Origin of the sequence: Porphyromonas sp. KLE 1280 (assembly GCF_000700805.1) — a bacterium.
GTDB classification, from domain to species: Bacteria; Bacteroidota; Bacteroidia; order Bacteroidales; family Porphyromonadaceae; genus Porphyromonas; species Porphyromonas pasteri.
In genome coordinates, this window is sequence record NZ_KL362967.1 from 1 (window position 1) to 23,158 (window position 23,158).

14 protein-coding genes and 1 rRNA gene are annotated in these 23,158 nt (G+C 56.7%); 14 read left to right on the forward strand and 1 reads right to left on the reverse strand.

Annotated features, from left to right (window positions below):
* Nucleotides 1-107 precede the first annotated feature (107 nt).
* Nucleotides 108-217: ribosomal RNA gene (gene rrf / locus HMPREF1121_RS08160) — 5S ribosomal RNA — on the forward strand.
* 670 nt (nucleotides 218-887) lie between these two features.
* Here the strand turns inward: rrf and HMPREF1121_RS08165 are convergent.
* Nucleotides 888-1,433 carry a DUF1697 domain-containing protein gene (locus tag HMPREF1121_RS08165; protein WP_044115772.1) on the reverse strand — a complete coding sequence of 182 codons (546 nt, stop codon included), beginning with the start codon at nucleotides 1,431-1,433 and terminating at the stop codon, nucleotides 888-890.
* A gap of 265 nt (nucleotides 1,434-1,698) precedes the next feature.
* Between HMPREF1121_RS08165 and HMPREF1121_RS08170 the strand changes: the two genes are divergently transcribed.
* From HMPREF1121_RS08170 to HMPREF1121_RS08230, 13 genes are all read left to right on the forward strand, one after another.
* The gene (locus HMPREF1121_RS08170; RefSeq protein ID WP_044115773.1) at nucleotides 1,699-4,065 is read left to right on the forward strand and encodes a TonB-dependent siderophore receptor; all 2,367 of its coding nucleotides are present in this window, start codon (nucleotides 1,699-1,701) and stop codon (nucleotides 4,063-4,065) included.
* Nucleotides 4,066-4,918: 853 nt separating this feature from the next.
* Nucleotides 4,919-8,347: an isoleucine--tRNA ligase gene (ileS, locus tag HMPREF1121_RS08175; protein WP_044115774.1), complete on the forward strand. Its 3,429-nt coding sequence runs from the start codon at nucleotides 4,919-4,921 to the stop codon at nucleotides 8,345-8,347.
* A 57-nt stretch (nucleotides 8,348-8,404) separates the two neighbouring features.
* A complete protein-coding gene (locus HMPREF1121_RS08180; protein ID WP_044115775.1) occupies nucleotides 8,405-8,788 on the forward strand; it encodes a TraR/DksA family transcriptional regulator in 384 nt (127 codons plus the stop codon).
* A 15-nt stretch (nucleotides 8,789-8,803) separates the two neighbouring features.
* On the forward strand, nucleotides 8,804-9,472 hold the full coding sequence (locus HMPREF1121_RS08185; RefSeq protein WP_044115776.1) for a lipoprotein signal peptidase: 669 nt from the start codon (nucleotides 8,804-8,806) through the stop codon (nucleotides 9,470-9,472).
* A 17-nt stretch (nucleotides 9,473-9,489) separates the two neighbouring features.
* Entirely contained in the window at nucleotides 9,490-10,365 is an 876-nt protein-coding gene (locus HMPREF1121_RS08190; RefSeq protein ID WP_044115777.1) for a DUF4296 domain-containing protein, read from the forward strand.
* A gap of 9 nt (nucleotides 10,366-10,374) precedes the next feature.
* The gene (locus HMPREF1121_RS08195; protein WP_044115778.1) at nucleotides 10,375-10,665 is read left to right on the forward strand and encodes a hypothetical protein; all 291 of its coding nucleotides are present in this window, start codon (nucleotides 10,375-10,377) and stop codon (nucleotides 10,663-10,665) included.
* Between the two features lie 41 nt (nucleotides 10,666-10,706).
* A complete protein-coding gene (gene gltX / locus HMPREF1121_RS08200; protein ID WP_044115779.1) occupies nucleotides 10,707-12,230 on the forward strand; it encodes a glutamate--tRNA ligase in 1,524 nt (507 codons plus the stop codon).
* An 18-nt stretch (nucleotides 12,231-12,248) separates the two neighbouring features.
* On the forward strand, nucleotides 12,249-13,487 hold the full coding sequence (locus HMPREF1121_RS08205) for a 3-deoxy-D-manno-octulosonic acid transferase (RefSeq protein WP_044115780.1): 1,239 nt from the start codon (nucleotides 12,249-12,251) through the stop codon (nucleotides 13,485-13,487).
* A gap of 1,055 nt (nucleotides 13,488-14,542) precedes the next feature.
* A complete protein-coding gene (locus tag HMPREF1121_RS08210; RefSeq protein WP_232223772.1) occupies nucleotides 14,543-17,896 on the forward strand; it encodes a SusC/RagA family TonB-linked outer membrane protein in 3,354 nt (1,117 codons plus the stop codon).
* A gap of 24 nt (nucleotides 17,897-17,920) precedes the next feature.
* The gene (locus HMPREF1121_RS08215; protein ID WP_044115836.1) at nucleotides 17,921-19,465 is read left to right on the forward strand and encodes a RagB/SusD family nutrient uptake outer membrane protein; all 1,545 of its coding nucleotides are present in this window, start codon (nucleotides 17,921-17,923) and stop codon (nucleotides 19,463-19,465) included.
* A 29-nt stretch (nucleotides 19,466-19,494) separates the two neighbouring features.
* Nucleotides 19,495-20,568 (forward strand): zinc-binding metallopeptidase, encoded by a 1,074-nt coding sequence (locus tag HMPREF1121_RS08220; RefSeq protein WP_052353659.1) that lies wholly within the window; start codon nucleotides 19,495-19,497, stop codon nucleotides 20,566-20,568.
* A gap of 28 nt (nucleotides 20,569-20,596) precedes the next feature.
* Nucleotides 20,597-21,922, forward strand: coding sequence for a DUF4302 domain-containing protein (locus tag HMPREF1121_RS08700; protein WP_052353660.1), 1,326 nt, complete (start codon nucleotides 20,597-20,599; stop codon nucleotides 21,920-21,922).
* A gap of 9 nt (nucleotides 21,923-21,931) precedes the next feature.
* Nucleotides 21,932-23,038, forward strand: a complete 1,107-nt coding sequence (locus HMPREF1121_RS08230) for a BACON domain-containing protein (RefSeq protein ID WP_044115782.1) — start codon at nucleotides 21,932-21,934, stop codon at nucleotides 23,036-23,038.
* The last annotated feature ends 120 nt before the right edge of the window (nucleotides 23,039-23,158 follow it).

The following is a 23,158-nucleotide window of genomic DNA, read 5'->3' on the forward strand; positions in this document are numbered from 1 at the left end:
ACTAATTGCCCGAAAGTTTTTGCCTGAGGTTGTATACCGACTTAGCGATACGGTGGTGAGTATTGTGCGTTTTTATCAAGTCAATGATTGTCTAAATATAGAGATATTTAGGTGGTTATAACGTTGGGGTTCCACCTCTTCCCATTCCGAACAGAGAAGTTAAGCCCAATCGTGCCGATGGTACTGCGTCTTGTGGGAGAGTAGGTAGCCGCCATTTTAAGAGAGTGGGTGTGATTACGCAAGTGATCACACCCACTTCGTTTTATACAAGGTGATGATGATGCCGTGAGCTTGCTGCTTGCTACCATTCCATTTACTGCCATTCCGCTTGCTATGCCGTAGCAAGGCGCGATGCAGCGAGGGATGAGGCACCAAGCTATGCCGTCGCATACTACAGGAAGATCTATGGGGTAGGGTGATGGAGCCGATGCGGCTTCATCACCCTATCGTCGTTTATACGTCTGTCGGATAAAGGCCCCTGCCCTCGATGCTTCGTCTTAGCTTCTTGCCTTTATCTGTCTCCTCCCTTTCCCTTTGCTGAGGGCAACCACTATAATTCTCAGAAACGAACCAGCAGTGGTCAGCGTTCGGACCAGTAGTGGTTACTCTATGTTACCACTACTGCTTCGTGTCGTGACCAGTAGTGGTTGCTTCGGCGACCAGTACTGCTTCTTTTGGGGTGCTGATCTGGGCTCTGGTCTTGCGCTCTCATCTACGCTATCGCGTGAGGCTCTCGTCGGCAGGGAAGAGCCATCCTCTCGGTTGGATGTGATAGTCCGACCATTATATATAATGCAGCACGCGCCCGATGGAAGTCCCATAGGGCGCGCGCTGCGTGTGCTTTTATTGAAGGAGGACGGGATAGATGCCGAGGGGCAGCTTGCTCGCTATTCGCCTTGGGAGAGAGAGAGGAGGCGACGGATGGTATTGAGGTTGCGCGTAGTGCAGGTCACACCGAGGTAACGCTCCAGGGCATTGTTGGTGAGACGGGTATTCTTATAGCCCTTGGGGGAGTATATGTAGGCACAGCGCTCGGTGAGATGCAGGGCTGCCTCTTCATTCCAAGTCTTCTCCGCGAGCGCTTGTAGGCGGTCGGCTGTGGGACATGCCATGGTCATGGTGAAGAAGATGCGACTGGGATCCAGGTCATCTGCGAAGGGAAGACTGTCTACCCACGCCTGCAGCTCTTCGGGGAGGAAGACGAGTGCCGCGAGGTCTGCACCGATGCGCTCCTTGATGAGGTCATGGATGCGCTGGCTAAGTAGTTCTTTGGGAAGGTCGCTAAGTAGAAGGATATTTCCACTCTGGATGTAGGTGCGTACATGTTCGAAGCCAGCCTCTTCGAGGTGCTGGCATAGGACAGCCATCTTGGGGATGCTATTCTTTCCGCTGGGCATGACGCCACGGAGAAGTATGATTTGCTCTTGCTTCATTGAAAGGGTAAAGGGCGTTGGAATGAACCTTGCCGAGCGCAAAGATAGTGCTTTTGAGGAGCGTGGAGTGTGCTCGTAGAGGCCAGAGTGTAGCGTCCGTCTAGCCTTCCGCTGGTGGATATCTTGTGGAAAGTCAAGATAAAAGGGCTACCTTTGCAGCGGAAATGCTCGGGAGGTGCTAAGCCTGTAGGCCACCTTTGCCGGAGCTGACCAATACCGATAACTATTTTACATCACCTTTAAATTAGATTTTGACGATTCATTTATGAAGACTCTTACCGTCTCGCTCCTGAGCGCGCTGTGCCTTGCTGCACCTGCGTGGGCAGGACAGGGCACGCCTGCCGACTCCATTCGCCATCTTGAAGGTGTCGAAGTGACAGCACGCCTACGACAGGAGCAAGGGATCAACCCGCTGGGTGTCCCTGCCAAGAAGCTCCCTCTTACGATTAGTTCGCTCGCGGACTCCACCCTCTCCCTCCGCGCTATCACGCAGGTCAAGGACGCTCTGCGCTTCGTGCCTGCCGTGCAGATGAAGTCTACCTACGGTGCGTTCCGTGAGATCTCTGTCCGTGGCTTCTACAACACGGTCTACATGGTTGACGGAGTTCGTGACGAACGCTCTACGCTGAACTCCTATCCCTTAGGTGACCTCTACAATGTCGATCAGATCGAGGTGCTCAAGGGCCCTGCTTCGGTGCTCTATGGCTATGCTGCTACGGGTGGCGTCGTGAACGTCACGCGTCGCGTCCCTACGGAGAAGTTTATCCTCGGTGCTCACGTCCGTGGTGGCTCACTGGGTTACTTCGACCTCGGGGCGAATGTCGGAGGGAAGATCACCGATGGTCTGAACTTCTACGCTGGTGGCTTCCTCTCTGGTGGCAAGCAGTGGCGCTCTACGAATGATAAGAACCGCTCGCTCTTCGCAGCGCTTAGCTATACGAAGGGCATCCACAGCCTCATCCTGCGCCTCGAAGGTCGTAATGACTTCTACGGCACTGATACGGGTCTCGTCCCCGTCATGGAGGCCGATATGTATCGTGCGAGCGATGATAAGCTCTACCTCAAGAAGGGCGAATTGCTTCCAGGTCTCAAGCGCGAATGGCGCTACAACGATGCCTCGGACTTCATGTACAACCGCGCCTACAATGGTAGCCTCAAGTACACGCTCTCGCTCCCCTCGGGCTGGAAGCTCTCTGACTATGTCTCGTATGCTTACGATGATATCGATTACTTCAGCACGGAAGAGCTGAGCTACCCTACAAGCTCTACGCCTGAGGCTAAGTACGGCTACTATACGAAGGATGAAGACGGGAATAAGACGTACTACGATCTGAATCACGTCCGCTTCACCTTCCCCCTGCGCTTCGAGCACATCGCTAAGACGCTGCAGAATACCCTTGATCTGTCAGGGAGCTTCTTCCTTGGCTCGGTGAAGAATAACCTGCGCTTCGCTTATAGCACCACGTACCTGCAGCGTACTACCTATACGGGGTACAACGGACCGGATGTCCAGGGGGGCGGCCGTACCTTCGATAACGATGGGGAAACGCTCACTTTCTCGGAGAACACGACCTATAACCCCAGCTTCAATGGGCACATAAAGACGACACTCTCTAAGGTCTCGCCTCAGCACACGTGGGTCCATGGCTTCGCGCTCTCTAATGTCTTTGAGTTCTCGGAGAAGATCAAGGCCATGGCTGCGATCCGCTATGATCACTACAGCTATCGCGATGCCTCGAGGCTTGAGATCAAGGATGGTAAGCATAGCTATGATGATATCGCTCGTGATAAGTATAACAAGAGTTCGGACGACGCTATCAGCTATCGCCTCGGTCTCGTCTACCAGCCCACGGAGGCGCTCTCCTTCTATACGTCGCTGGGTAGCTTCTATATCCCCGACAAGACGACTACGCTCGATACGAATCATGAGCGCTTCTACGACAAGGAGGGTAAGCTGATCACGGGTCGCCGTGGTGGTGCTTACTTCGATCCTCAGTCGGGCTACCAGTTCGAGGTCGGCACTCGCTACACGCTCTCTGATGTGCTCCAGCTCAATCTCTCCGCTTATCATATTCGTCGCAATAACGAGCTTGAGCGTACCTCGGTGACAGAGCAGGAGAACGGCAAGCCCAAGCGCTATAGCATCGTGGCTCAGGTGGGTGCTACGGAGGGTAATGGCTTCGAAACGGATCTGACCTATCGCCCCGTGGCTGGTCTTGAGCTGGTCGCTGGCTATAGCTATACGGATATCCACGTAGCCGATGCCAAGGAAACAGCGGTGACTAAGCTATTGAACCTGCATGATGGTACGCCTATGAGCTGGGTACCCCGCAAGCAGTTCTTCACCTATGGGAACTATGTCTTCCAGCGTGGGGCGCTCCGCAACCTCTCGCTGAACTATAGCCTGAGCTACAGCGATGCGATGTACTACAACGTAGCGCAGTCGCTGACCTTCCCTGCTTATACGCAGCTTGACCTCGGCGCTTCCTATCGCCTGCCCGCAGGCTTCGGTATCGCTGTACAGGTGCGTAATGTCCTCAATGCAAAGAACTATACCTCGGTGCTGAACGGTACGCAGCTCTTCCCCAACGAGCCTACCAATGCGCTGGTGACGCTGAGCTACAAGCTGTAAGCATCACTGCTTAGCAAATACCCTACGGGATAGCCCCCGCTCACGGACGAAGTGACGTCTGTGGGCGGGGGCTTCTCTTTGTCTTTGGGGTAGGGGAAAGAGGGGCTTGTATGTAAGGCGGTACGGACAGCTCTGCGGGGGTGTGGTGCGAAGCAGTAGTGGTTTGAGGCTGTTGCGGCAGAGTTCTGTACTCTATTTAGAGTCCTAAGGTATCGCACGCCCAGCTCCCCGATACACCTCTCCGAAGCGATACACAAGCTCTTCGCTTTATCGCGCGTATTCCTCTTATCCAGCGAAGGGAAAAGCATCCTTCTCGTGAAGAAAAAAGCACTTTCACGTAGTGGTATTCTTCTATCTATGTACGTAGTCTTAAAGACCAGGCACGCAAATCTAAATATCCACGTACGTAGATATTAGATCCACGTACGTAGTCCAAACTTATCTTCCACTCGTCCACAACTTTTATCCCTATGCGGAGCAACAACTTAATATAGGTCGCTGCACAAAGCTATATAGCTTTCTTCGCCATCCTATATAGCTCTACCCTCGCACCATATACCTATTATGAGACCATTCTGTAAGCTGTGAAGAGGTGGCCTTGCGCAATGGTCTCTACGTGTTATAAACCAGCGCCCCCGCATAGCGTGTATCTATGGTACACACTACGTGGGGGCGCTCTCTTTTACGTTACTTCTATAGAGAGGTGGAAGGTGCGGGGAGATCGGATCGCACGCATAGAATCTGCGTCGATGGAAAGCTGTATCTTTGTATCAATTTTTGAACTACCTTGGGATGGGGTGTAGCCGCACTCGGCCCGTCGCTCCTCCCGACGACGATATAATATAGACGCTGTATGAGCCATAAGTTCCCTGAATACGATAACCTCCAGCTCTCGGGGGTCAATAAGAAGGTGCTGGATCAGTGGCAGGAGGAAGACCTCTTTGCCCGCACGCTTGCCCTGCGCGAAGGCGCGCCCTCGTTCGTCTTCTACGAAGGGCCTCCCTCGGCTAATGGGATGCCTGGTATTCACCACGTCATGGCGCGCTCGATCAAGGATATCTTCTGCCGCTACAAGACGATGAAGGGATTCCGCGTCGACCGTAAGGCCGGCTGGGATACCCATGGTCTGCCCGTAGAGCTCGGGGTCGAGAAGGCCCTCGGCATCACGAAGGAAGATATCGGCAAGAAGATCAGCGTCGACGAATACAATGCAGCTTGTCGCCGTGAGGTGATGAAGTACACGCAGGAGTGGGAGCAGCTCACCCGCCTCATGGGCTACTGGGTGGACATGGATCACCCCTACATCACCTACGACAACCGCTATATCGAGACCCTCTGGTATCTCCTCAGCGAGATCTATAAGAAGGGCCTCCTCTATAAGGGCTACACGATCCAGCCTTATTCGCCTGCTGCAGGTACGGGGCTGAGTACGCACGAGCTGAATCAGCCCGGGTGCTATCGTGATGTGAAGGACACGACGTGTGTCGCACAGTTCCGCATCATCGATCCACGTGCCGAGCTGACGGGCCATGGTGAAGCTGTCTTCCTCGCTTGGACGACGACCCCCTGGACGCTGCCCTCGAATACGGCTCTCTGCGTCGGTCCTGAGATCGACTACGTAGCCGTCCGCTCCTTCAACCCCTATTCGGGTGCGCCTATCACGGCTGTGGTAGCTCGTGCACTCCTGCACACGCTCTTCAGCAAGGAGCACGAAGGTGAAGAGGCACTCGCAGCCTATCAGCCTGGCGACAAGAAGCTTCCCTACGTCATCGTCGGCGAGTGGAAGGGTAAGGACCTCGTAGGTATGCGCTATGAGCAGCTCCTCCCCTGGATGCGTCCCGATGGGGATGCCTTCCGCGTCATCGCTGGCGACTTCGTCACCACGAGCGATGGTACGGGGATCGTACATATCGCACCTACCTTCGGTGCGGACGACAACAAGGTGGCTAAGGCCAGCGACATCGCTGGGCTGACCGTCCTCGACCGTGATGGCAATGTGCGCCCTATGGTCGATATGCAGGGGCGTCTCTTCCGTCTGGAGGATATGGATCCCGCCTTCGTCAAGGACTTTGTCAACGTAGATATATATAAGGAGTTCGCAGGACGCTACGTCAAGAACGCCTACGACGATACGCTCACCGATCAGGATGAGACGCTGGATGTGACGATCGCTCTTCTCTTGAAGGGCGAGGGTCGTGCCTTCAAGATCGAGAAGCACGTGCACTCCTATCCCCACTGCTGGCGTACGGACAAGCCTGTACTCTACTATCCTCTGGATAGCTGGTTCATCCGCACCACGGCTTGCCGTGAGGAGATGATGCGTCTCAACGATACCATCAACTGGAAGCCCGAGAGTACCGGTACGGGGCGCTTCGGTAAGTGGCTGGAGAACCTCCAGGACTGGAATCTCTCGCGTAGCCGCTACTGGGGTACGCCCCTGCCCATCTGGCGCACCGAGGATGGTCGTGAAGAGATCTGTATCTCCTCCGTCGAAGAGCTCTACCACGCCATCGAGCGCTCGGTAGAAGCTGGCTTCATGACGGCTAACCCCTGGAAGGACTTTACTCCTGGGGTATATACGCAGGAGAACTACGATAAGATCGACCTGCACCGTCCCTATGTCGATGATATCATCTTAGTCTCGCCCTCGGGTAAGCCTATGCGCCGTGAGACGGACCTCATCGACGTGTGGTTTGACTCGGGTGCTATGCCATTCGCACAGCTCCACTATCCCTTTGAGAATAAGGAACTGCTCGACAGCGGTCGTGCCTTCCCCGCGGACTTCATCGCCGAAGGGGTGGACCAGACGCGTGGGTGGTTCTTCACGCTCCACGCTATCGCTACGATGGTACGTGGGACGAATAGCTACAAGGCTGTCATCTCCAACGGGCTCGTGCTCGATAAGAATGGCAACAAGATGAGTAAGCGTCTGGGCAACGCTGTCGATCCCTTCGAGACGATCGAGAAGTACGGCTCTGACCCCCTGCGCTGGTATATGATCAGCAACTCGTCGCCTTGGGACAACCTGAAGTTCGACGTCGAGGGTATCGATGAGGTACGCCGTAAGTTCTTCGCGACGCTGTACAATACGTATCAGTTCTTCGCGCTGTATGCTAACCTCGATGGCTTTGATCCTACCTCTCGTGAGGAGCTCCCTTATGCTGAGCGCCCCGAGATCGACCGCTGGATCCTCTCTACACTCAATAGCCTCATCCTCGAGGTCGATAGCGATCTGGAGGACTACGAGCCTACGCGTGCCGCTCGTGCTATCGGTGACTTCGTCTCCGAGCAGCTGAGCAACTGGTACGTGCGCCTCTCTCGCCGCCGCTTCTGGGCTGGTGAGATGACCACGGACAAGCTCTCCGCCTACCAGACGCTCTACCGCTGTCTAGTCACCGTGGCTCGCCTCATGGCACCCATTGCCCCCTTCTACGCTGATCAGCTCTACCGCGACCTCACCAGCAAGGGCACCAGTGCCACCGAGTACTCAGTGCATCTGGCTGACTTCCCCACGGCTTGCCGTGGGGAGATCAACGAGAGCCTGGAGCGCAGCATGCACCTGGCGCAGAGCATCTGCTCGATGGTGCTCGCCCTGCGTCGTAAGGTCAATATCAAGGTGCGTCAGCCCCTGCAGCGTCTGATGATCCCCATCGTTAACGAGGCCGACCATCAGGCTATCCTGCCCGTCGTGCCCCTCATCCTCAGTGAGGTGAACCTCAAGGAGCTGCAGTTCGTCACCGACGGCGAAGGGGTGCTCGTCAAGCGTATCAAGCCCGACTTCAAGAAGCTCGGCCCACGCTATGGCAAGATCATGAAGGCTATCGCTGCTGTCGTGGCAGAGTTCACGCAAGACGAGATCGCTACGATCGAGCGCACGGGTCAGATCGACTTCACGGTCGAGGGTACTCCTGTGACGATCCTACGCGACGACGTCGACATCTATTCAGAGGATATCCCTGGCTGGCTCGTGGCTAACGAAGGCACGCTGACCATCGCTCTGGATATCACCGTGACCGATGAGCTGCGCCTCGAGGGTACGGCTCGTGAGCTGATCAACCGCATTCAGAACCTGCGTAAGCAGAGCGGCTTCGAGGTCAGTGACAAGGTACGCATCCTCCTGCCCGAGGACGAAGAGCTCCACCGTGTGCTCAGCGTCTACTCAGCTTATATCGCTAAGGAGGTGCAGGCCGTCTCCATCGAGGAGCAGACAGGCTTCACACCCACGCTGGAGCTTGACCTGGACGAACGTATGATCCCCATCTATATAGAGAAGGCAAACTAACACACGGGCAGGGCGGGTGTACTCTTCCGCCCTGCCTACAATTCAGATAACTATACAATGAGTGACCAGAAGACTTCCTACACAGACGAGGAGCTCCAGGAGTTCCGTGAGCTTATCATGCAGAAGCTCGAGCAAGCTATCCGCGATTACGATCTCCTGCGTGAGAGTGCCGTCGACTATCAGAGCAATGACGTAGCCGACACACAGCCCACCTTCAAGGCAGTCCATGACGGCGCTGCTTCCCTCTCCAAGGGAGAAGCTGGTCGCATGGCTGAGCGTCTGCTGAAGTTCATCCACAATCTCCAAGCAGCCCTGCGCCGCATCGAGAACAAGACCTACGGCATCTGCCGCCAGACCGGTAAGCTCATCCCCAAGGAGCGTCTGCGCGCTGTGCCTCATGCTACGCTCTCTATCGAGGCGAAGCTCCAAGAGAAGAAGTAAGCCCCCACGCGACTGATGACAAGAAGCTCCAAGACGACCCTCTGGACGACGGCGTTTATCGTCCTCCTACTCGTCATTGACCAGGCCTTGAAGATCTGGGTCAAGACCTCAATGGTCGAGGGGGAGATGCACGAGATCACCTCGTGGTTCAAGATCTACTTCGTCGAGAACGAAGGGATGGCCTACGGGATCACGCTCGGTAGTAAGCTCCTTCTGACGCTCTTCCGCATACTGGCGATGGGCGCAGGGGTGTACTATCTGGTGCGTCTGCTACGGCTACGTCGCTTCTCACTCGGCTTCTGCCTGACGCTTGGTCTCGTCATCGCTGGTGGACTTGGGAACGTCATCGACTGCCTCTTCTACGGGGAGATCTTCTCTACGAGCCGCGGGGCAGTAGCACAGCTCGTCCCCTGGGGCGAAGGCTACGGTACCTTCCTGCATGGCAAGGTGGTCGATATGCTGTACTTCCCCATCATCCAGACGACTTATCCCTCGTGGAGCCCTATCCATGCCGGTGAGCCGTTCGTCTTCTTCAGCCCGATATTCAACTTCGCTGATGCCTGCATCTCTGTAGGTGTGGCGCTCCTGCTCCTCTGCTATCGCCGCACGTTCTCCACAGCGCTGGATACCCTCTTCCCCTCAAAGGATAAGGATACGTCTACGGAGACGGATACGGAGGAATAGCTTAGTCGTCTTGCCCTATGTCGTCTCGCTTCACCCTGCCCCATCTCAGCCTACTGAAGGCTCTCTTGCTGGCGCTTCTCCTTGTCGGGGGGAGTGCCTGTGGTGGCTCTAAGGGGAAGTGGAAGCAGATCGACCTCAAGACGGTCAAGGAACTCCTGCCTGAGATGCTCACGGCAGAGGCTTCCTTCAACCAGCGAGGACTCGAGGACAGCCTGCGTATCGTGGGCTTCCAAGCCATCCTCAGCCGCTATGGCTATACGTTGGCCGACTGGGATAGCTCACTCGTCTGGTACGGACGCCATCAGATCGTCGAGTATCAGAAGCTCTATGAGCACGCTGCTCTGGTGCTGGAGTCCCGCCAAGCGACGCTGCAGGTACGTGTCGATAGCCTCGACCGCATCGAGCGACGTCGCAGCCTGTGGGCGGCGCACGATATTGACTCGGTGAACCTCCTGCGCGATAGTGCCAGCCGCTACCTCGCAGGGAGCTATGTAGAGCGCTCCTTCGCCCTCGAGCCCAGCGTCAGCTATACGGGCGGTACGGAGCTCCGCTTCATCGTCCGTGTAAGCGGGGCATCGCCCTCAGCGCTTCAGCTTCAGCTCCGCCTGCAGTATGCGGACTCTACGCAGCAAGCCGAGATCCTTCCCTCCCTACATCCTGGCCTCAACCAAGTCACCATCACCATACCCAGTGGTAAGACGATGCGTGCGGCTTATGGGCTGTTGCGTGGTCGCCTGCCGAAGAGCAAGAGCCCGCTCTTCGTCGTCGATAGCTTCAGCCTTGTCCGCTATACGGGTGCGGCCCCCGAGCCTACACCCACTCCAGCCGACGAGCCTCAGCCCGAGGAGCCCGCTACGGAGCTCTCTGGCGATGACTCCGCTACGGCACTCTAACCACTCCGTATGTCCCTCGCACCCCAGCCTCGCTATGCCAGCCATCACCTGCGCCTCGGGCGCTGGGTCGCTCACTCGGTCCTCATCGAAGAGCACTCGCCAGGGAGCTTCATCTTAGCTCCCTTCGTAGGCGAAGGAGAGCGCACGATATTCCTTTCGGGTACCATACATCTCATTTCCCCCACCTGCCCCTTGAGTGAAGGGACCCCTCTTGAGGCCGAGAGCCTCACCCTCCTACAGCAGGAGCTCGACAGCCACACGGGCTGGACGCTCCAGCTCCCATCTGACGATGGGCGGTAGTCACATCAGCATCCACACAACAAGCATATCACCATAGCACTATGTCACACGAATCAGTACGCGTTCGCTTTGCTCCCAGCCCTACGGGAGCGCTGCATATCGGCGGTGTCCGCACAGCTCTCTATAACTATCTCTTCGCGAAGGCTCACGGCGGTGAGCTCCTTCTGCGTATTGAGGATACAGATAGCCAGCGCTTCGTCCCTGGGGCGGAGGCTTATATCATTGAGGCCCTCGAGTGGCTGGGTATCCGCTTCGACGAAGGCGTGAGCTATGGTGGGGACTGCGGCCCCTATCGTCAGAGCGAGCGCCGCGATATCTACCGTAAGTACGTCCAGCAGCTCCTCGACGCGGGTAAGGCTTATATCGCCTTCGACACGCCCGAGGAACTGGAGGAGAAGCGTAAGACGGTAGCGAACTTCCAGTACGACGCTACGACCCGTACCACGATGCGCAATTCGCTCGTCTTGCCACGTGAGGAGGTCGATGCTCTCATCGCAGGCGGTGCGCAGTATGTCGTCCGCTTCCTCGTCACGCCCGACGTAGAGGTAGAGGTCGACGATATGATCCGTGGTCGCGTGACCTTCAATAGCTCCGTCCTCGATGACAAGGTGCTCTACAAGAGTGCTGACGACCTGCCTACCTACCATCTGGCGAACATCGTCGACGACCATCTGATGCGCATCACCCACGTCATCCGTGGCGAAGAGTGGCTGCCCAGCGCACCGCTGCACGTGCTTCTCTACGAAGCCTTCGGCTGGCGTGATACGATGCCCCGCTTCGCTCACCTGGCACTCCTCCTCAAGCCCGAGGGCAACGGTAAGCTCAGCAAGCGTGACGGCGACCGCCTTGGCTTCCCTGTCTTCCCCCTGCGCTGGGTCGATCCCAAGACGGGTGAGGTGTCCTCGGGCTACCGCGAGAGCGGTTACCTCCCCGAGGCTGTCGTGAACTTCGTCGCACTCCTCGGCTGGAACCCCGGTAATGATCACGAGGAAGTCATGAGCATGGAAGAGCTGATCCGCTACTTCCGTATCGAGAAGTGCAGCAAGGCTGGTGCTAAGTTCGACTACGAGAAGGGGAAGTGGTTCAACCATCATTATATCCAGACCTCCAGCAATGAGCGTCTGGCCGCCCTCCTGCGCCCCAGCCTCGAGGCTGCAGGTATCACCTTCGACGCAGACTATGTAGCTCGCGCCATCGGCCTGACTAAGGAGCGTGCTCAGACGCTCCTTGAGCTTGAGGAGCAGATCGCTTACTTCTTCACCGCCCCCACGGCTTACGATGAGAAGACCGTGAAGAAGCGCTGGAAGGAAGACAGCGCAGCCCAGCTCACCGAGCTCGCTGCACTCCTCGCCACACAGCCCGAAGATCTCCCCAGCGAGGCGACCGAAGAGGTCGTCAAGGCTTGGATCGAGGAGAAGGGCTACGGCCTCGGTGCGGTGATGAACTGCTTCCGTCTGGCACTCGTCGGTGCTGCTAAGGGCCCCCACCTCTTTGATATCACCGCACTGCTCGGCCGTAGAGAGACCCTCCAGCGTCTGCAGCGTGCTATCGAAGTCCTGGGCTAAGCGGGTCGTACCCACTGCATGAATCCACTCTATAGCATAGCTGGCATAGCGGCCTCGGCACTGCTCCATCTGGTGGCCCCCTTCCATCGGAAGGCTCGTCTCATCATCGAGGGGCGTCGGGAGACTCCTCAGCGCCTCAAGGGGCTCACGGCGGATCGTCCCGTGGTGTGGTTCCATGCCTCGTCTCTGGGAGAGTTCGAGCAAGGTCGTCCGCTTATGGAGGCGTGGCGCAAGGCACACCCCGAGTATCAGATCCTACTTTCCTTCTTCAGCCCCTCAGGCTATGAGGTGCGTCGGGACTATGCTGGGGCAGATGTCGTGGTCTACTTGCCTTCGGATCGCTCCTCATCGGTGCGCCGCTTCCTTGATCTGGCGCATCCTGCAGTAGCTATCTTCATCAAGTACGACTTCTGGCCTACGATGCTCAGCGAGCTGGCTGCACGCTCTATCCCTACCTACCTCGTCTCGGCGATCTTCCGCCCCGACCAGCTCTTCTTCCGTAGCTACGGAGGCTGGTACCTGCGTCTGCTGCACCTCTTCCGCCGTCTCTACGTGCAGGACGAGGCTTCGCGCACGCTTCTTCTGGAGCACGGTGTCGAGTCGGTCGAGGTCACAGGGGATACGCGCTTCGACCGTGTCGAGGAGATCGCCCGTGCAGCGAAGGATATCCCTGCGGTAGCGGAGCTCTCTCGTGGCCGTCGCCTCTTGGTGGTCGGTAGCTCGTGGCCCGAGGACGAAGCTATCCTCCTGCCTTACTTCAATGAGGAGGCTCCCGAGGACTTCGCCTTGGTCTTGGCACCGCATGAGATCCACGAGGAGCACCTGAGAGCTATCGAGTCGGGGCTCAAGCGTCCATCCATTCGCCTCTCCGAGTATGACGAAGCGAAGGGTCTACCTGAGGGCACTGCCTGCATCATCATCGACTGCTTCGGCCTGCTCTCCTCGGTCTACCGCTATGGTAGGTGGGCTTATGTAGGCGGTGGCTTCGGCAAGAGCGTGCACAATACGCTTGAGGCTGCGGTATATGGCATCCCCGTCTTCTTCGGCCCAGAGATCCGCAAGCACCGTGAAGTGCGAGAGCTGGTGCGCCGTGAGTCGGGCTTCATCTTGCACGATCGGGCGGAGCTCTCACAGCTCCTCCAGCGCTTCTCTTCGGAGGAAGAGTGCAAGGCCCTTGAGGCACGTACCCGTGCTTACTTCAGAGAGGAGTGCGGTGCTACGGCAGCTATCCTCGGTGATATCCTCCCCAGCGAATAAGCCCTATACATATATATAAGTAGCGCCCCCGAAGGTCATCCTTCGGGGGCGCTGCTTTTGGGTGGAGAGAAGAGGAACTAACTGCTGGGGAGATTTGTCGAGGCAGAAGGGTGGCCTTCTTGGTTTGCACCTCTTACGAAGACTATGATGCGAGAGAAGTCTGTACCTTCGTATTCCTCTTATTCAGCGGAGGGAAAAGTGTCCTTCTCGTGAAGAAAAAAGCGCCTTCACGTAGTGGTTTTCCTGCATCTATGTACGTAGTCTTAAAGACCAGGCACGTAAATCCCAATATCCACGTACGTAGATCTTAGAGCCACATACGTAGTCCAAACTTATCTTCCACTCGTCCATAACTTTTATCCCTACGCGGAGCACCAGTCTCCAGTAGTGGTCGCGGCTCTGACCACTATAGGTTACTTTCCCTCCTTCGTATTGCTCTGTGCTACAGTCCTTCGGAAGCGCCCCTTTGAGGAGGCAGAGAATGGCCCCGCAGGAGGGGTAAATGCGGCATGAAATGCAAGGATATTGGTGCTTTCCTTTACTTCTTCGTAGTGTACTTAGATGGGAGCCTGTACCACAGAATCGTGGGGAAATGTGGCAATCTGTAGGGGTTGGGGTAGGGTAGAGCGTCTAAATATGGTGTGAGTGCTATCCTTTTGTCACGGCTCTGAAAGGCAATTATTTTAGAAAATATCAGCGCGAGGGAATTTCGGTATTTTCGGTAGGTCGCCTGCCGTGAATTTAATTTAGTCTGAGTCTTGGTGTGTATAAAGGAAATCCATACATTTGACAACGATAGAGCACGCCAATCGAATGTGTAGCGCCGCGAGCCCAATGTACCATGGAGTGGTCTCGCAGTATGAGCTACCCTTGACCTCTACTCTGTCACCGGACACCATCACGACTAAACGATACTGTATGAAGAAATAGCTACACGATACCATGGGACGAGTGCATCCCTCAGCTGATCCGAGCACCCAGCTCTGTGCCCTGCCTTCGCCCACATCGCCATGCATACACGCTAATCACTTACACAAACAAACTACACACTGCTTATGAACAATCAAAGAGTACTTCGATTGGGCATGGGCTGGATCCGATTAGGACTATTGATGATAGGCCTGGTCATTGGCTTAGGGGGCGACCTCTTAGCCCAGGGTACAGCTCAGACCATCCGAGGCAAGGTCCTCGACGAAAGCGGAGATCCCCTACCTATGGCCTCCGTCTTAGTCGTTGGGACGAAGGTGGGTGTCACGACCAACACCAAGGGTGACTTCACCATCAAGCTCCCTGCTGGCAAGAACCAGCTCCTCATCCGCTTCGTGAGCTACAAGAGCCAGACCGTCACGGCTAAGGACGGCATGGTCATCAAGCTCCAGCCCGAAGCCACCACCCTCGACAATATCGTCGTCACGGGTATGGTCGCCACCGACAAGCGCCTCTTCACGGGGGCGAGCGACAAGCTCAAGGCCGACAAGGTGAAGATGGCTGGTATGGCTGACATCAGCCGCGGTCTCGAAGGGAAGTCCGCAGGGGTCTCCGTACAGAACCTCTCAGGGACCTTCGGTACAGCACCTAAGATCCGCGTGCGTGGGGCGACCTCGATCATGGGTTCGTCCAAGCCCCTCTGGGTCGTCGACGGGGTTATCCAGGAGGATGTCGTAGACGTCGGCGCTGATGACCTCAGCTCAGGGGACGCTACGACGCTCCTCAGCTCGGCTATCGCAGGCCTCAATGCCGACGATATCGAGAGCTTCCAGATCCTCAAGGACGGCTCGGCAACGTCCATCTACGGGGCAAAGGCTATGGCAGGGGTCATCGTCATCACGACGAAGAAGGGTCGCTCGGGTAGTAGCTCCTTCTCCTACACAGGGGAGTTCACCTCGCGCTTCGTCCCCAGCTACCGCGACTACAATATCATGAACTCGCAGGACCAGATGGAGGTCTACAACGAGATGGAGCGTAAGGGCTGGCTGAACTTCGCCCGCGTCTACAACTACAGCTCCTCGGGTATCTACGGGAAGATGTATCACCTGACCCACGACTACAACCCCACGACGGGGGTCTTCGGGCTGGAGAACACGCCCGAGGCTCGTGCTAAGTACCTCCGCGATGCAGAGATGCGCAATACCAACTGGTTCAGCGAACTCTTCTCTCCCTCGCTCATTCAGAATCACTCACTGAGCTTCTCAGGGGGTACGAAGAATCTCCAGACCTATGTATCCGTCTCGGCTATGCTCGACCCAGGATGGATGCGTGCCAGCAACGTACGCCGCTACACGGGGAACCTCAACGCTACCTATACCTTCTCACCCAAGCTCTCGGTATCTGCCCTGATCAACCTCTCCTCACGCGTGCAGCGTGCTCCAGGTACGGTCACTCAGGATGCTAACGCTGCTACTGGTGAGGTGTCACGTGGCTTCGACATCAACCCCTTCTCCTACGCACTCAATACGAGCCGCACGCTCGACCCCAATGAGTTCTATACCCGTGACTACGCTCCCTTCAATATCAAGCACGAGCTCGACAACAACTACATCGACCTCGGTGTGAAGGATATCAAGCTCCAGCTCGAGCTGAAGTGGAAGCCTATCAAGGGGCTGACTCTCGCCCTGCTCGGTGCCTACAAGGACTCGGGTACGACGATGGAGAGCATCGTCACGGAGTATGCTAACCGCGCACTCGCTTTCCGCGCTATGCAGGACGCTACCGTACGCAATGGCAACCAGTACCTCTGGAAGGATCAGGACAAGCCCAACTCACTGCCTGAGACCATCCTCCCTGCAGGGGGCTTCTACAATACGCAGACGCGCACCATGGAGAGCTATGACTTCCGTGCCTCTGCTACGTATAATACGACGCTCAACAACGACCACATCATCAATACCTACCTCGGCTCCGAAGTCAACTCACAGGACCGCGTCTCGCGCTGGATGGACGGCTGGGGTATGCAGTACGACAGTGGCCTGACGCCCTTCTGGGACTACCGCGCCTTCAAGCGCCTCACGGAGAAGAACTGGGATTACTACGGCCTGTCGAAGAGCTTCGGCCGCTCGGTCGCCTTCTTCGCCAACGCCACCTACTCCTACAAGGGCCGCTATACGATCACGGGTACGACCCGCTATGAAGGGACGAATAGACTCGGTCGCACACGCAAGGCTCGCTGGCTCCCCACCTGGAATATCTCGGGTGCATGGAATGCTCACAGCGAAGACTTCTTCGAGAAGCAGCACCTCCTCTCGCACCTGACGCTCAAGGGCTCATACTCTCTCGTAGGGGTTGCCCCCAGCTGGGTCACCAACTCCCGCGCCATCATCTATAGCCGCGCGGCCTGGAGACCCTCGGCTGGGCAGTCGGAGAACCGTAACTACATCGGTAGCTTCGAGAACGAAGACCTCACCTATGAGAAGAAGCATGAGCTGAACTTCGGTATCGATATGGGTATGCTGAAGAACCGCCTGAACATCGCTGCTGACATCTACTGGCGTAACAACTTCGACCTCATCGGTGCAGCCTATACCATCGGGGGGACTCGCTGGGGCAACGTCGCTTCGATGAAGAGCCACGGCTTCGAGCTCTCCGTTTCGACGAAGAATATCCAGTCGAAGGACTTTAGCTGGACGACGGACTTCATCTTCGGCTCGACCTTCAATAAGGTCACTGAGCTTGATACGAAGCGCAACATGTTCAACTTCCTCACCGGTAACGGCTTCGCTCGTCAGGGCTATCCCGTACGTTCGCTCTTCTCGATCCCCTTCACAGGGCTCGATGATGAGGGCTTCCCCACATTCATGGTCAATGGGAAGCAGGTCACGCGTCGCAACTATCGTGATATCAACTTCCAGCAGGTCGATGATCTGGACTTCCTCAAGTATGAGGGTTCGTCAGAGCCTACCTACAATGGTAGCTTCGGGAATATCTTCACGTTCAAGAACTTCAAGCTGAACGTTTTCATCACCTACTCGGGTGGTAACAAGCTCCGCCTGGATCCCTCCTTCTATGCTTCCTATTCCGACCTCTGGGCTACGCCTAAGGAATACCGCAATCGCTGGACGACCCTCGGAGATGAGCGTAAGACGGATATCCCTGTCATCGCCTCGGTGCGCGACCACTACAGCTACTCCAACCTCGGTACGGGCTATGCAGCCTACAACTACTCTACGGCTCGTGTCGCTGATGGTAGCTTCGTCCGCCTCAAGGAGGTCTCACTGACCTATACGCTGCCTACGCCTCTCGTCAAGCGCCTGGGCTTCCTCAAGAGTGCTTCCTTCAAGGTGCAGGCCACGAACCTCGCTCTGCTGTACGCCGACAAGAAGCTCTATGGCCAAGACCCTGAGTTCTTCCGCTCGGGTGGGGTAGCTACCCCGCTGCCTAAGCAGGTCACGGCTACGGTGCACATTGGCTTCTAATCACGCAATAGGATCATGTACACTATGAAACGACTATATAGAATGGCTGGCCTCTGCCTTCTGGCAGGCGCCCTCGGTAGCTGCAATCGCTACCTGGATACCATGCCCGATACCCGTACAGAGCTCAACCGCGCTGACAAGATCGAGCGCCTCCTCGTCTCGGCTTATCCGACGCTCCTGCCTATGGGCTTCACGGAGAACCGTACCGACAACGTCGAGGACAACGGCCGCCTCTTCGAGGATAATCACATTGGCAATCACGAAGCATTCTTCTGGGAGCCCTCCAGCGGGACGGCTTGGGATGATGAGACGAACTTCTGGAGTACCTGCTACAGCATGGTCGGTACTGCCAACCAAGCTCTGAAGTCCATCGAAGAGCTCGGCAACCCCAAGGAGCTGGAGTCCGCCCGCGGTGAAGCGCTCCTCTGCCGTGCCTATACCAACTTCATTTGGGTCAATGTCTTCGGTCAGGCCTACAACGGTCGCACCAGCGACAAGGATCTCGGTATCCCTTACTTCACGAAGCCCGAGACGAAGCTCGAGCGTGCCGTACCCCGCCTCTCTGTGGCGAAGGTCTACGAGCTCATCGCTAAGGACATCGAGGAGGGTATTCCCTTGATCAATGACGACCGCTACAGCAAGCCTATCTTCCACTTCACGACGCGCGCTGCGAAGGCCTTCGCCACGCAGTTCTACCTCTACTACGAGAAGTGGGACAAGGCCAAGCAGTATGCTGACGAAGTGCTCGGTACAGGTGCCGTCTCCAATCTGCGTGACATGTCGAAGTACGACAAGCTGACCAACGCCGATGAGATCTGCCATGCCTATATCCGTGATGACGAGCCTGCTAACCTCATGCTCATCGTCACCCGCTCACTCTGGGTCCGTGCGCTGACGTCCTACCGCTACGCTCACAACGGGCACGTAGCTTCGACGCAGACCTATCGTAGCCCAGGCCCATGGGGACGCTACTTCCCCGTCTACGACCGCCTCTTTGGCTCGAACAACGGCGCACTCTACTATCCCAAGTATCGTGAGCTCTTCGAGATCACCGACGTCGTAGCCCGCACGGGGCAGCCCCACGTCGTGGCATTCCCCTTCACGGTGGACCGCGTCCTCTTGTGGAGAGCTGAGGCCCGCGTGATGCTCTCCGACTTTGACGGTGCTGCTAGCGACCTCTCCGCTTGGTACGTCTCTAAGAAGGGACAGGCTGCTACAGCTCAGCAGATCTCCGACTACTACAACGTCGTCATCAATCCCACCGATCCCGACGATGTACGCGAGGCGATGATCCGCAAGCAGGAGACGGTCTCCAAGCCCCTGCATCCGAAGTTCGACATCGCTGCAGGTATGCAGACGAATATGATGCACGCCGTGCTCCACGCTCGCCGTATCCTCAGCATGCACGATGGTACGCGCTGGGATGATATCAAGCGCTACGGCATCGAGATCACCCACAAGCTCTACACGGGCGAGACGATGACGCTCAAGACGGACGACCATCGCCGTGCCCTCCAGATCCCTGCCAGCATCCGCTCGGTAGGCGTAGAGCCCAACCCTGGGTATTAGACACGAACCCCCTTATCAGATCAGACACTATGTATCTACATAAGATCAAGCTCTCCCTCTGTGCAGCCCTCCTCGTGGCTACACTCGGTGGGTGTAAGGATAGCGACCAGCCCGATCCCTCTCGTCACGTCTCTAAGGCAGAGTCCAAGGAGATGACGAGCTTCGACCGCTGGCTCAAAGAGAACTATACTGACGCATACAACGTCAGCTATATCTATACCCTGGATGATATCGAGGCCGACCGCTCACGCAACCTCGCGCCTGCCAAGCTCGAGAATAGCATGAAGCTCGCTAAGATCATCCAGCACGCATGGTATGGCGCCTATGACGAAGCTACGGGCCGTCTTGACTTCATGCGCAAGGCTTCGCCCCGTCAGCTCTTCATCGTCGGTTCCGCTTCGTGGAACGGCGACGGTACCATCACTCTCGGTACGGCCGAAGGTGGGCTGAAGGTCACGCTCTATCAGGCGAACTGGCTCAACGTCAATGACCCTCAGTGGCTCAATACGACCTTCTTCCAGGTCATGCACCATGAGTTCAGCCACATCCTGCACCAGAATAAGATCTGGCCTACGACGGAGTACGACGCCATCTCTGAGGGCTATGCTCCCACCTCGTGGTTCAACCGCCGTAGCCTCAGCGACTACGCGCCTCTGGGCTTTATCACGGCTTACGCCAGCAGTCAGCCCCGCGAGGATATCGCTGAGATGACGGCTTGCTACATCACTTACCCCAAGAGTCAGTGGGATGCGGTGATGAATGCCGCTGGTGACGAAGGCCGTGCGAAGCTCAATAAGAAGATGGACATCATCAAGAAGTACATGAAGGGTACGTGGGGTATCGACATGGATCAGCTCCGTGCTATCGCCCAGCGCCGTCTTGAGGAGGTGGTCCGTCTGCCTCTCATTGAGAGCTCTTGGCAGGAGCTCCTCGGCTCTTCACTCCGTGGGATGCCACAGACTGCCCGCATGCTCGCTGGCTACGAAGCTGCTCGTGACGCTGTCGTCGAGGAGCTGATGCGCCATCCGAAGTTCCTCGAGCTACAGGAGGGTGAGCATGCAGACCACGCTAAGTGCCAGGTCATCACCCAGTACTTCCACTAATGTCAGACCCCCTAATTCATAGACTACGATGAATAAGAATATAGCGATAGGGCGGGCTGTCCTTCATGGTGCCCGTCTTGGTCTCCTCGCAGCAGCAGGCCTTGTCCTCGGGGTACTTCCCTCATGCCGTCAGGAGCCTGATGCGATCTTCGACAAGTCTTCTTCGGAGCGTGTCAATGCCCTCACTACGGAGCTGCAGCAGATCCTCACCGCCTCCTCCACGGGCTGGGTGCTGGAGTACTATCCTCACACCCAGCTCCTCTACGGGGGCTATCCCGTGACGATGACCTTCGGCGCTAAGAACGAAGTGCTCATGGCTTCGGATGCTCCCGTGAAGGGCCACTCTACGGCAGAGGTCAAGAGCAACTACCATCTGAAGTCCGACAAGATGGTCTCGCTGAGCTTCGATACGTATAGCTCACCTCTGCACCTCTTCTCTGACCCAGATAAGTCCTATGGGGCTGGCGAAGGGAAGAGCTTCGAGGGCGACTATGAGTTCACCTTCGTTCGCTCGGTCTCGCCCGATACGCTCTATCTGAAGGGCCGTAAGACGGGTGTCGTCATGCGCATGTTCCGCCCGCAGGTAGCTGCTAAGGAATATCTCGCGAAGGTTCTCGACCTAAAGTCTCGTGCCTATACCTCGGAGAGCATGTACCAGCAGCACCTCTATGGGCTGACGGGTAAGCTCGGAGGCAAGGCCGTCGTCGCCTACCTCAATAATGAGGGGTACAACATCCTTACCATCGAGGATGCTGAGACGGGCAAGAAGACGGAGGTCCCCTACGTCTACACGCCCGATGGCCTGCAGTTCCACAAGGAGTACAACGGCGTCTCCACGCTGCTGTGGAAGGATGCAGATAAGAGCTACAACACTCCTACGGGTGAGAAGCTCACGGCACGTACCGACCCCGACTACGCTGGCTTCGCTCACTATCTCGGTGAGTATGACCTGATGTGCACGGGCTGGACGACGCCTCGCACCGTCACCTTCTCGCAGGCTGCACGCAACCTCTATCGTATCACGGGTATGGCGCCCAACCTCACGATCTACGCTACCTACGACGCTGCTAAGGATCGCTTTGAGATCAAGACGCAGAAGCTCGAGAATACGGGTGGTGCCTTCCTCGCTGTTTGGGCTGCTCCTAATGGTACCAACCTCTCGTGGGGCACAGGCTTCGGTATGTATAGCAAGCTCGATGATACCTATACTACGGGCAAGCGCTATAAGCTGGTCGATAATGGTGTCTGGGGTACATTCACAGCAGGCTCCTATATCCTTTGGAAGCCCGGTGGTGGCGAATACAAGTCCTTCGGTGACTCTCGCTTCACTTCGCCCGTATTCACTAAGAAATAAGTAAGAGATATGAAGATCATACATCGCTCGCTCGGGGCGCTCCTCCTGGCTTCGCTTACGCTCCTCGTAGGTGTCAGCTCCTGCCGCAAGGACGACCCTGCTACGAAGACCGAGCACACGCTACGTGTCCTCTCCTCAGATCACAACTTCACGGCTGCTGGTGGGACGGGGACGATCACGCTCGCCGAAGGGGGCTTCACCGCGAAGTCGGAGGCCAGCTGGATCACCCTTGGCGCTACTGAGGGTACGAAGGTTACCTTCACTGTAGCACCCTTCACTGAGCCCGCGACTCGCACGGGCCTCATCATCCTCACACGAGGCGACGAGACTCAGCAGGTAGCCATCTCCCAGCTCGGTGCCTACAGCTACGTCTCCGATCTGGAGTCGGCCTACACCATCGAGCGTAAAGGGGGCACCATCGAGCTCACTCTCGTCGGGGACATCCGTCCCAGTGAGGTCAAGATCGAGGGACTGCCTGAATGGGCGTCCTTCAAGGTCGAGGGTAAGAAGCTCCTCCTCACAGTCGAGAGTACAAACGTCTTCCAGCGCGAGGCTAACCTCACGCTGAAGCTGAGTGACCTCTACAGTAAGAGTTTCCGCCTGATACAGTCTTATGGTCCGCTCGGCTACGATGCAGTGCTCGGCGACTATACGCTGACCTATATCTCCACCTATAAGGGTGAGACGAAGACGGCGGATGTCAAGCTCATCGCTGACCAAGCTAAGAAGGCCTTCATCCTGCAGGGGCTGGCTGCTGATATCCCAGTAGCCTTCGAAGAGAAGACGAATACGCTGACCATCAAGCCACAGGAGCTCGCGAAGCCCCAGGGTGTGACGGCATCGCTCATCCTCGCTTCGTATGCTGGCTGGTTCCCTGGTGCTGATGGCAAGGCTACGGGCGATCTGACGTGGGGAGCTGACTACACCTACTCCGCTACGTGGGATGCCGTCTCTATTGAGCACCCCGTCTTCCCCTTCGTTCCTTCGGAGGCTGCGAAGAAAAGAGGACATCACGGCCTGCACTTCTTCCTCTTCGAGGGTGGTAACTACAAGAGTGCCTACTCGGGGACTACGGGGATCCACACGATCCTTGAGTTCTCGCTGACTAAGAAATAGCAGGCACTCATTCTTGCTCTTTCCCCTGGCGGGCCAATCCACAGCATGTGGATTGGCCCGCCTTTCTTTTTATACTGTGGGTGAGGGTGGTACATCGGGTAAGGAGTGCTGGGTGTGGCT

Bases quoted from the DNA above. Each gene is read 5' to 3' on its own strand.
- HMPREF1121_RS08170 (WP_044115773.1), top strand. From the start codon at position 1,699: ATGAAGACTCTTACCGTCTCGCTCCTGAGCGCGCTGTGCCTTGCTGCA.
- HMPREF1121_RS08180 (WP_044115775.1), top strand. From the start codon at position 8,405: ATGAGTGACCAGAAGACTTCCTACACAGACGAGGAGCTCCAGGAGTTC.
- HMPREF1121_RS08185 (WP_044115776.1), top strand. From the start codon at position 8,804: ATGACAAGAAGCTCCAAGACGACCCTCTGGACGACGGCGTTTATCGTC.
- HMPREF1121_RS08700 (WP_052353660.1), top strand. From the start codon at position 20,597: ATGAATAAGAATATAGCGATAGGGCGGGCTGTCCTTCATGGTGCCCGT.
- HMPREF1121_RS08165 (WP_044115772.1), bottom strand. From the start codon at position 1,433: ATGAAGCAAGAGCAAATCATACTTCTCCGTGGCGTCATGCCCAGCGGA.
- HMPREF1121_RS08230 (WP_044115782.1), top strand. From the start codon at position 21,932: ATGAAGATCATACATCGCTCGCTCGGGGCGCTCCTCCTGGCTTCGCTT.
- HMPREF1121_RS08205 (WP_044115780.1), top strand. From the start codon at position 12,249: ATGAATCCACTCTATAGCATAGCTGGCATAGCGGCCTCGGCACTGCTC.
- ileS (WP_044115774.1), top strand. From the start codon at position 4,919: ATGAGCCATAAGTTCCCTGAATACGATAACCTCCAGCTCTCGGGGGTC.
- gltX (WP_044115779.1), top strand. From the start codon at position 10,707: ATGTCACACGAATCAGTACGCGTTCGCTTTGCTCCCAGCCCTACGGGA.
- HMPREF1121_RS08210 (WP_232223772.1), top strand. From the start codon at position 14,543: ATGAACAATCAAAGAGTACTTCGATTGGGCATGGGCTGGATCCGATTA.
- HMPREF1121_RS08215 (WP_044115836.1), top strand. From the start codon at position 17,921: ATGAAACGACTATATAGAATGGCTGGCCTCTGCCTTCTGGCAGGCGCC.
- HMPREF1121_RS08190 (WP_044115777.1), top strand. From the start codon at position 9,490: ATGTCGTCTCGCTTCACCCTGCCCCATCTCAGCCTACTGAAGGCTCTC.
- HMPREF1121_RS08220 (WP_052353659.1), top strand. From the start codon at position 19,495: ATGTATCTACATAAGATCAAGCTCTCCCTCTGTGCAGCCCTCCTCGTG.
- HMPREF1121_RS08195 (WP_044115778.1), top strand. From the start codon at position 10,375: ATGTCCCTCGCACCCCAGCCTCGCTATGCCAGCCATCACCTGCGCCTC.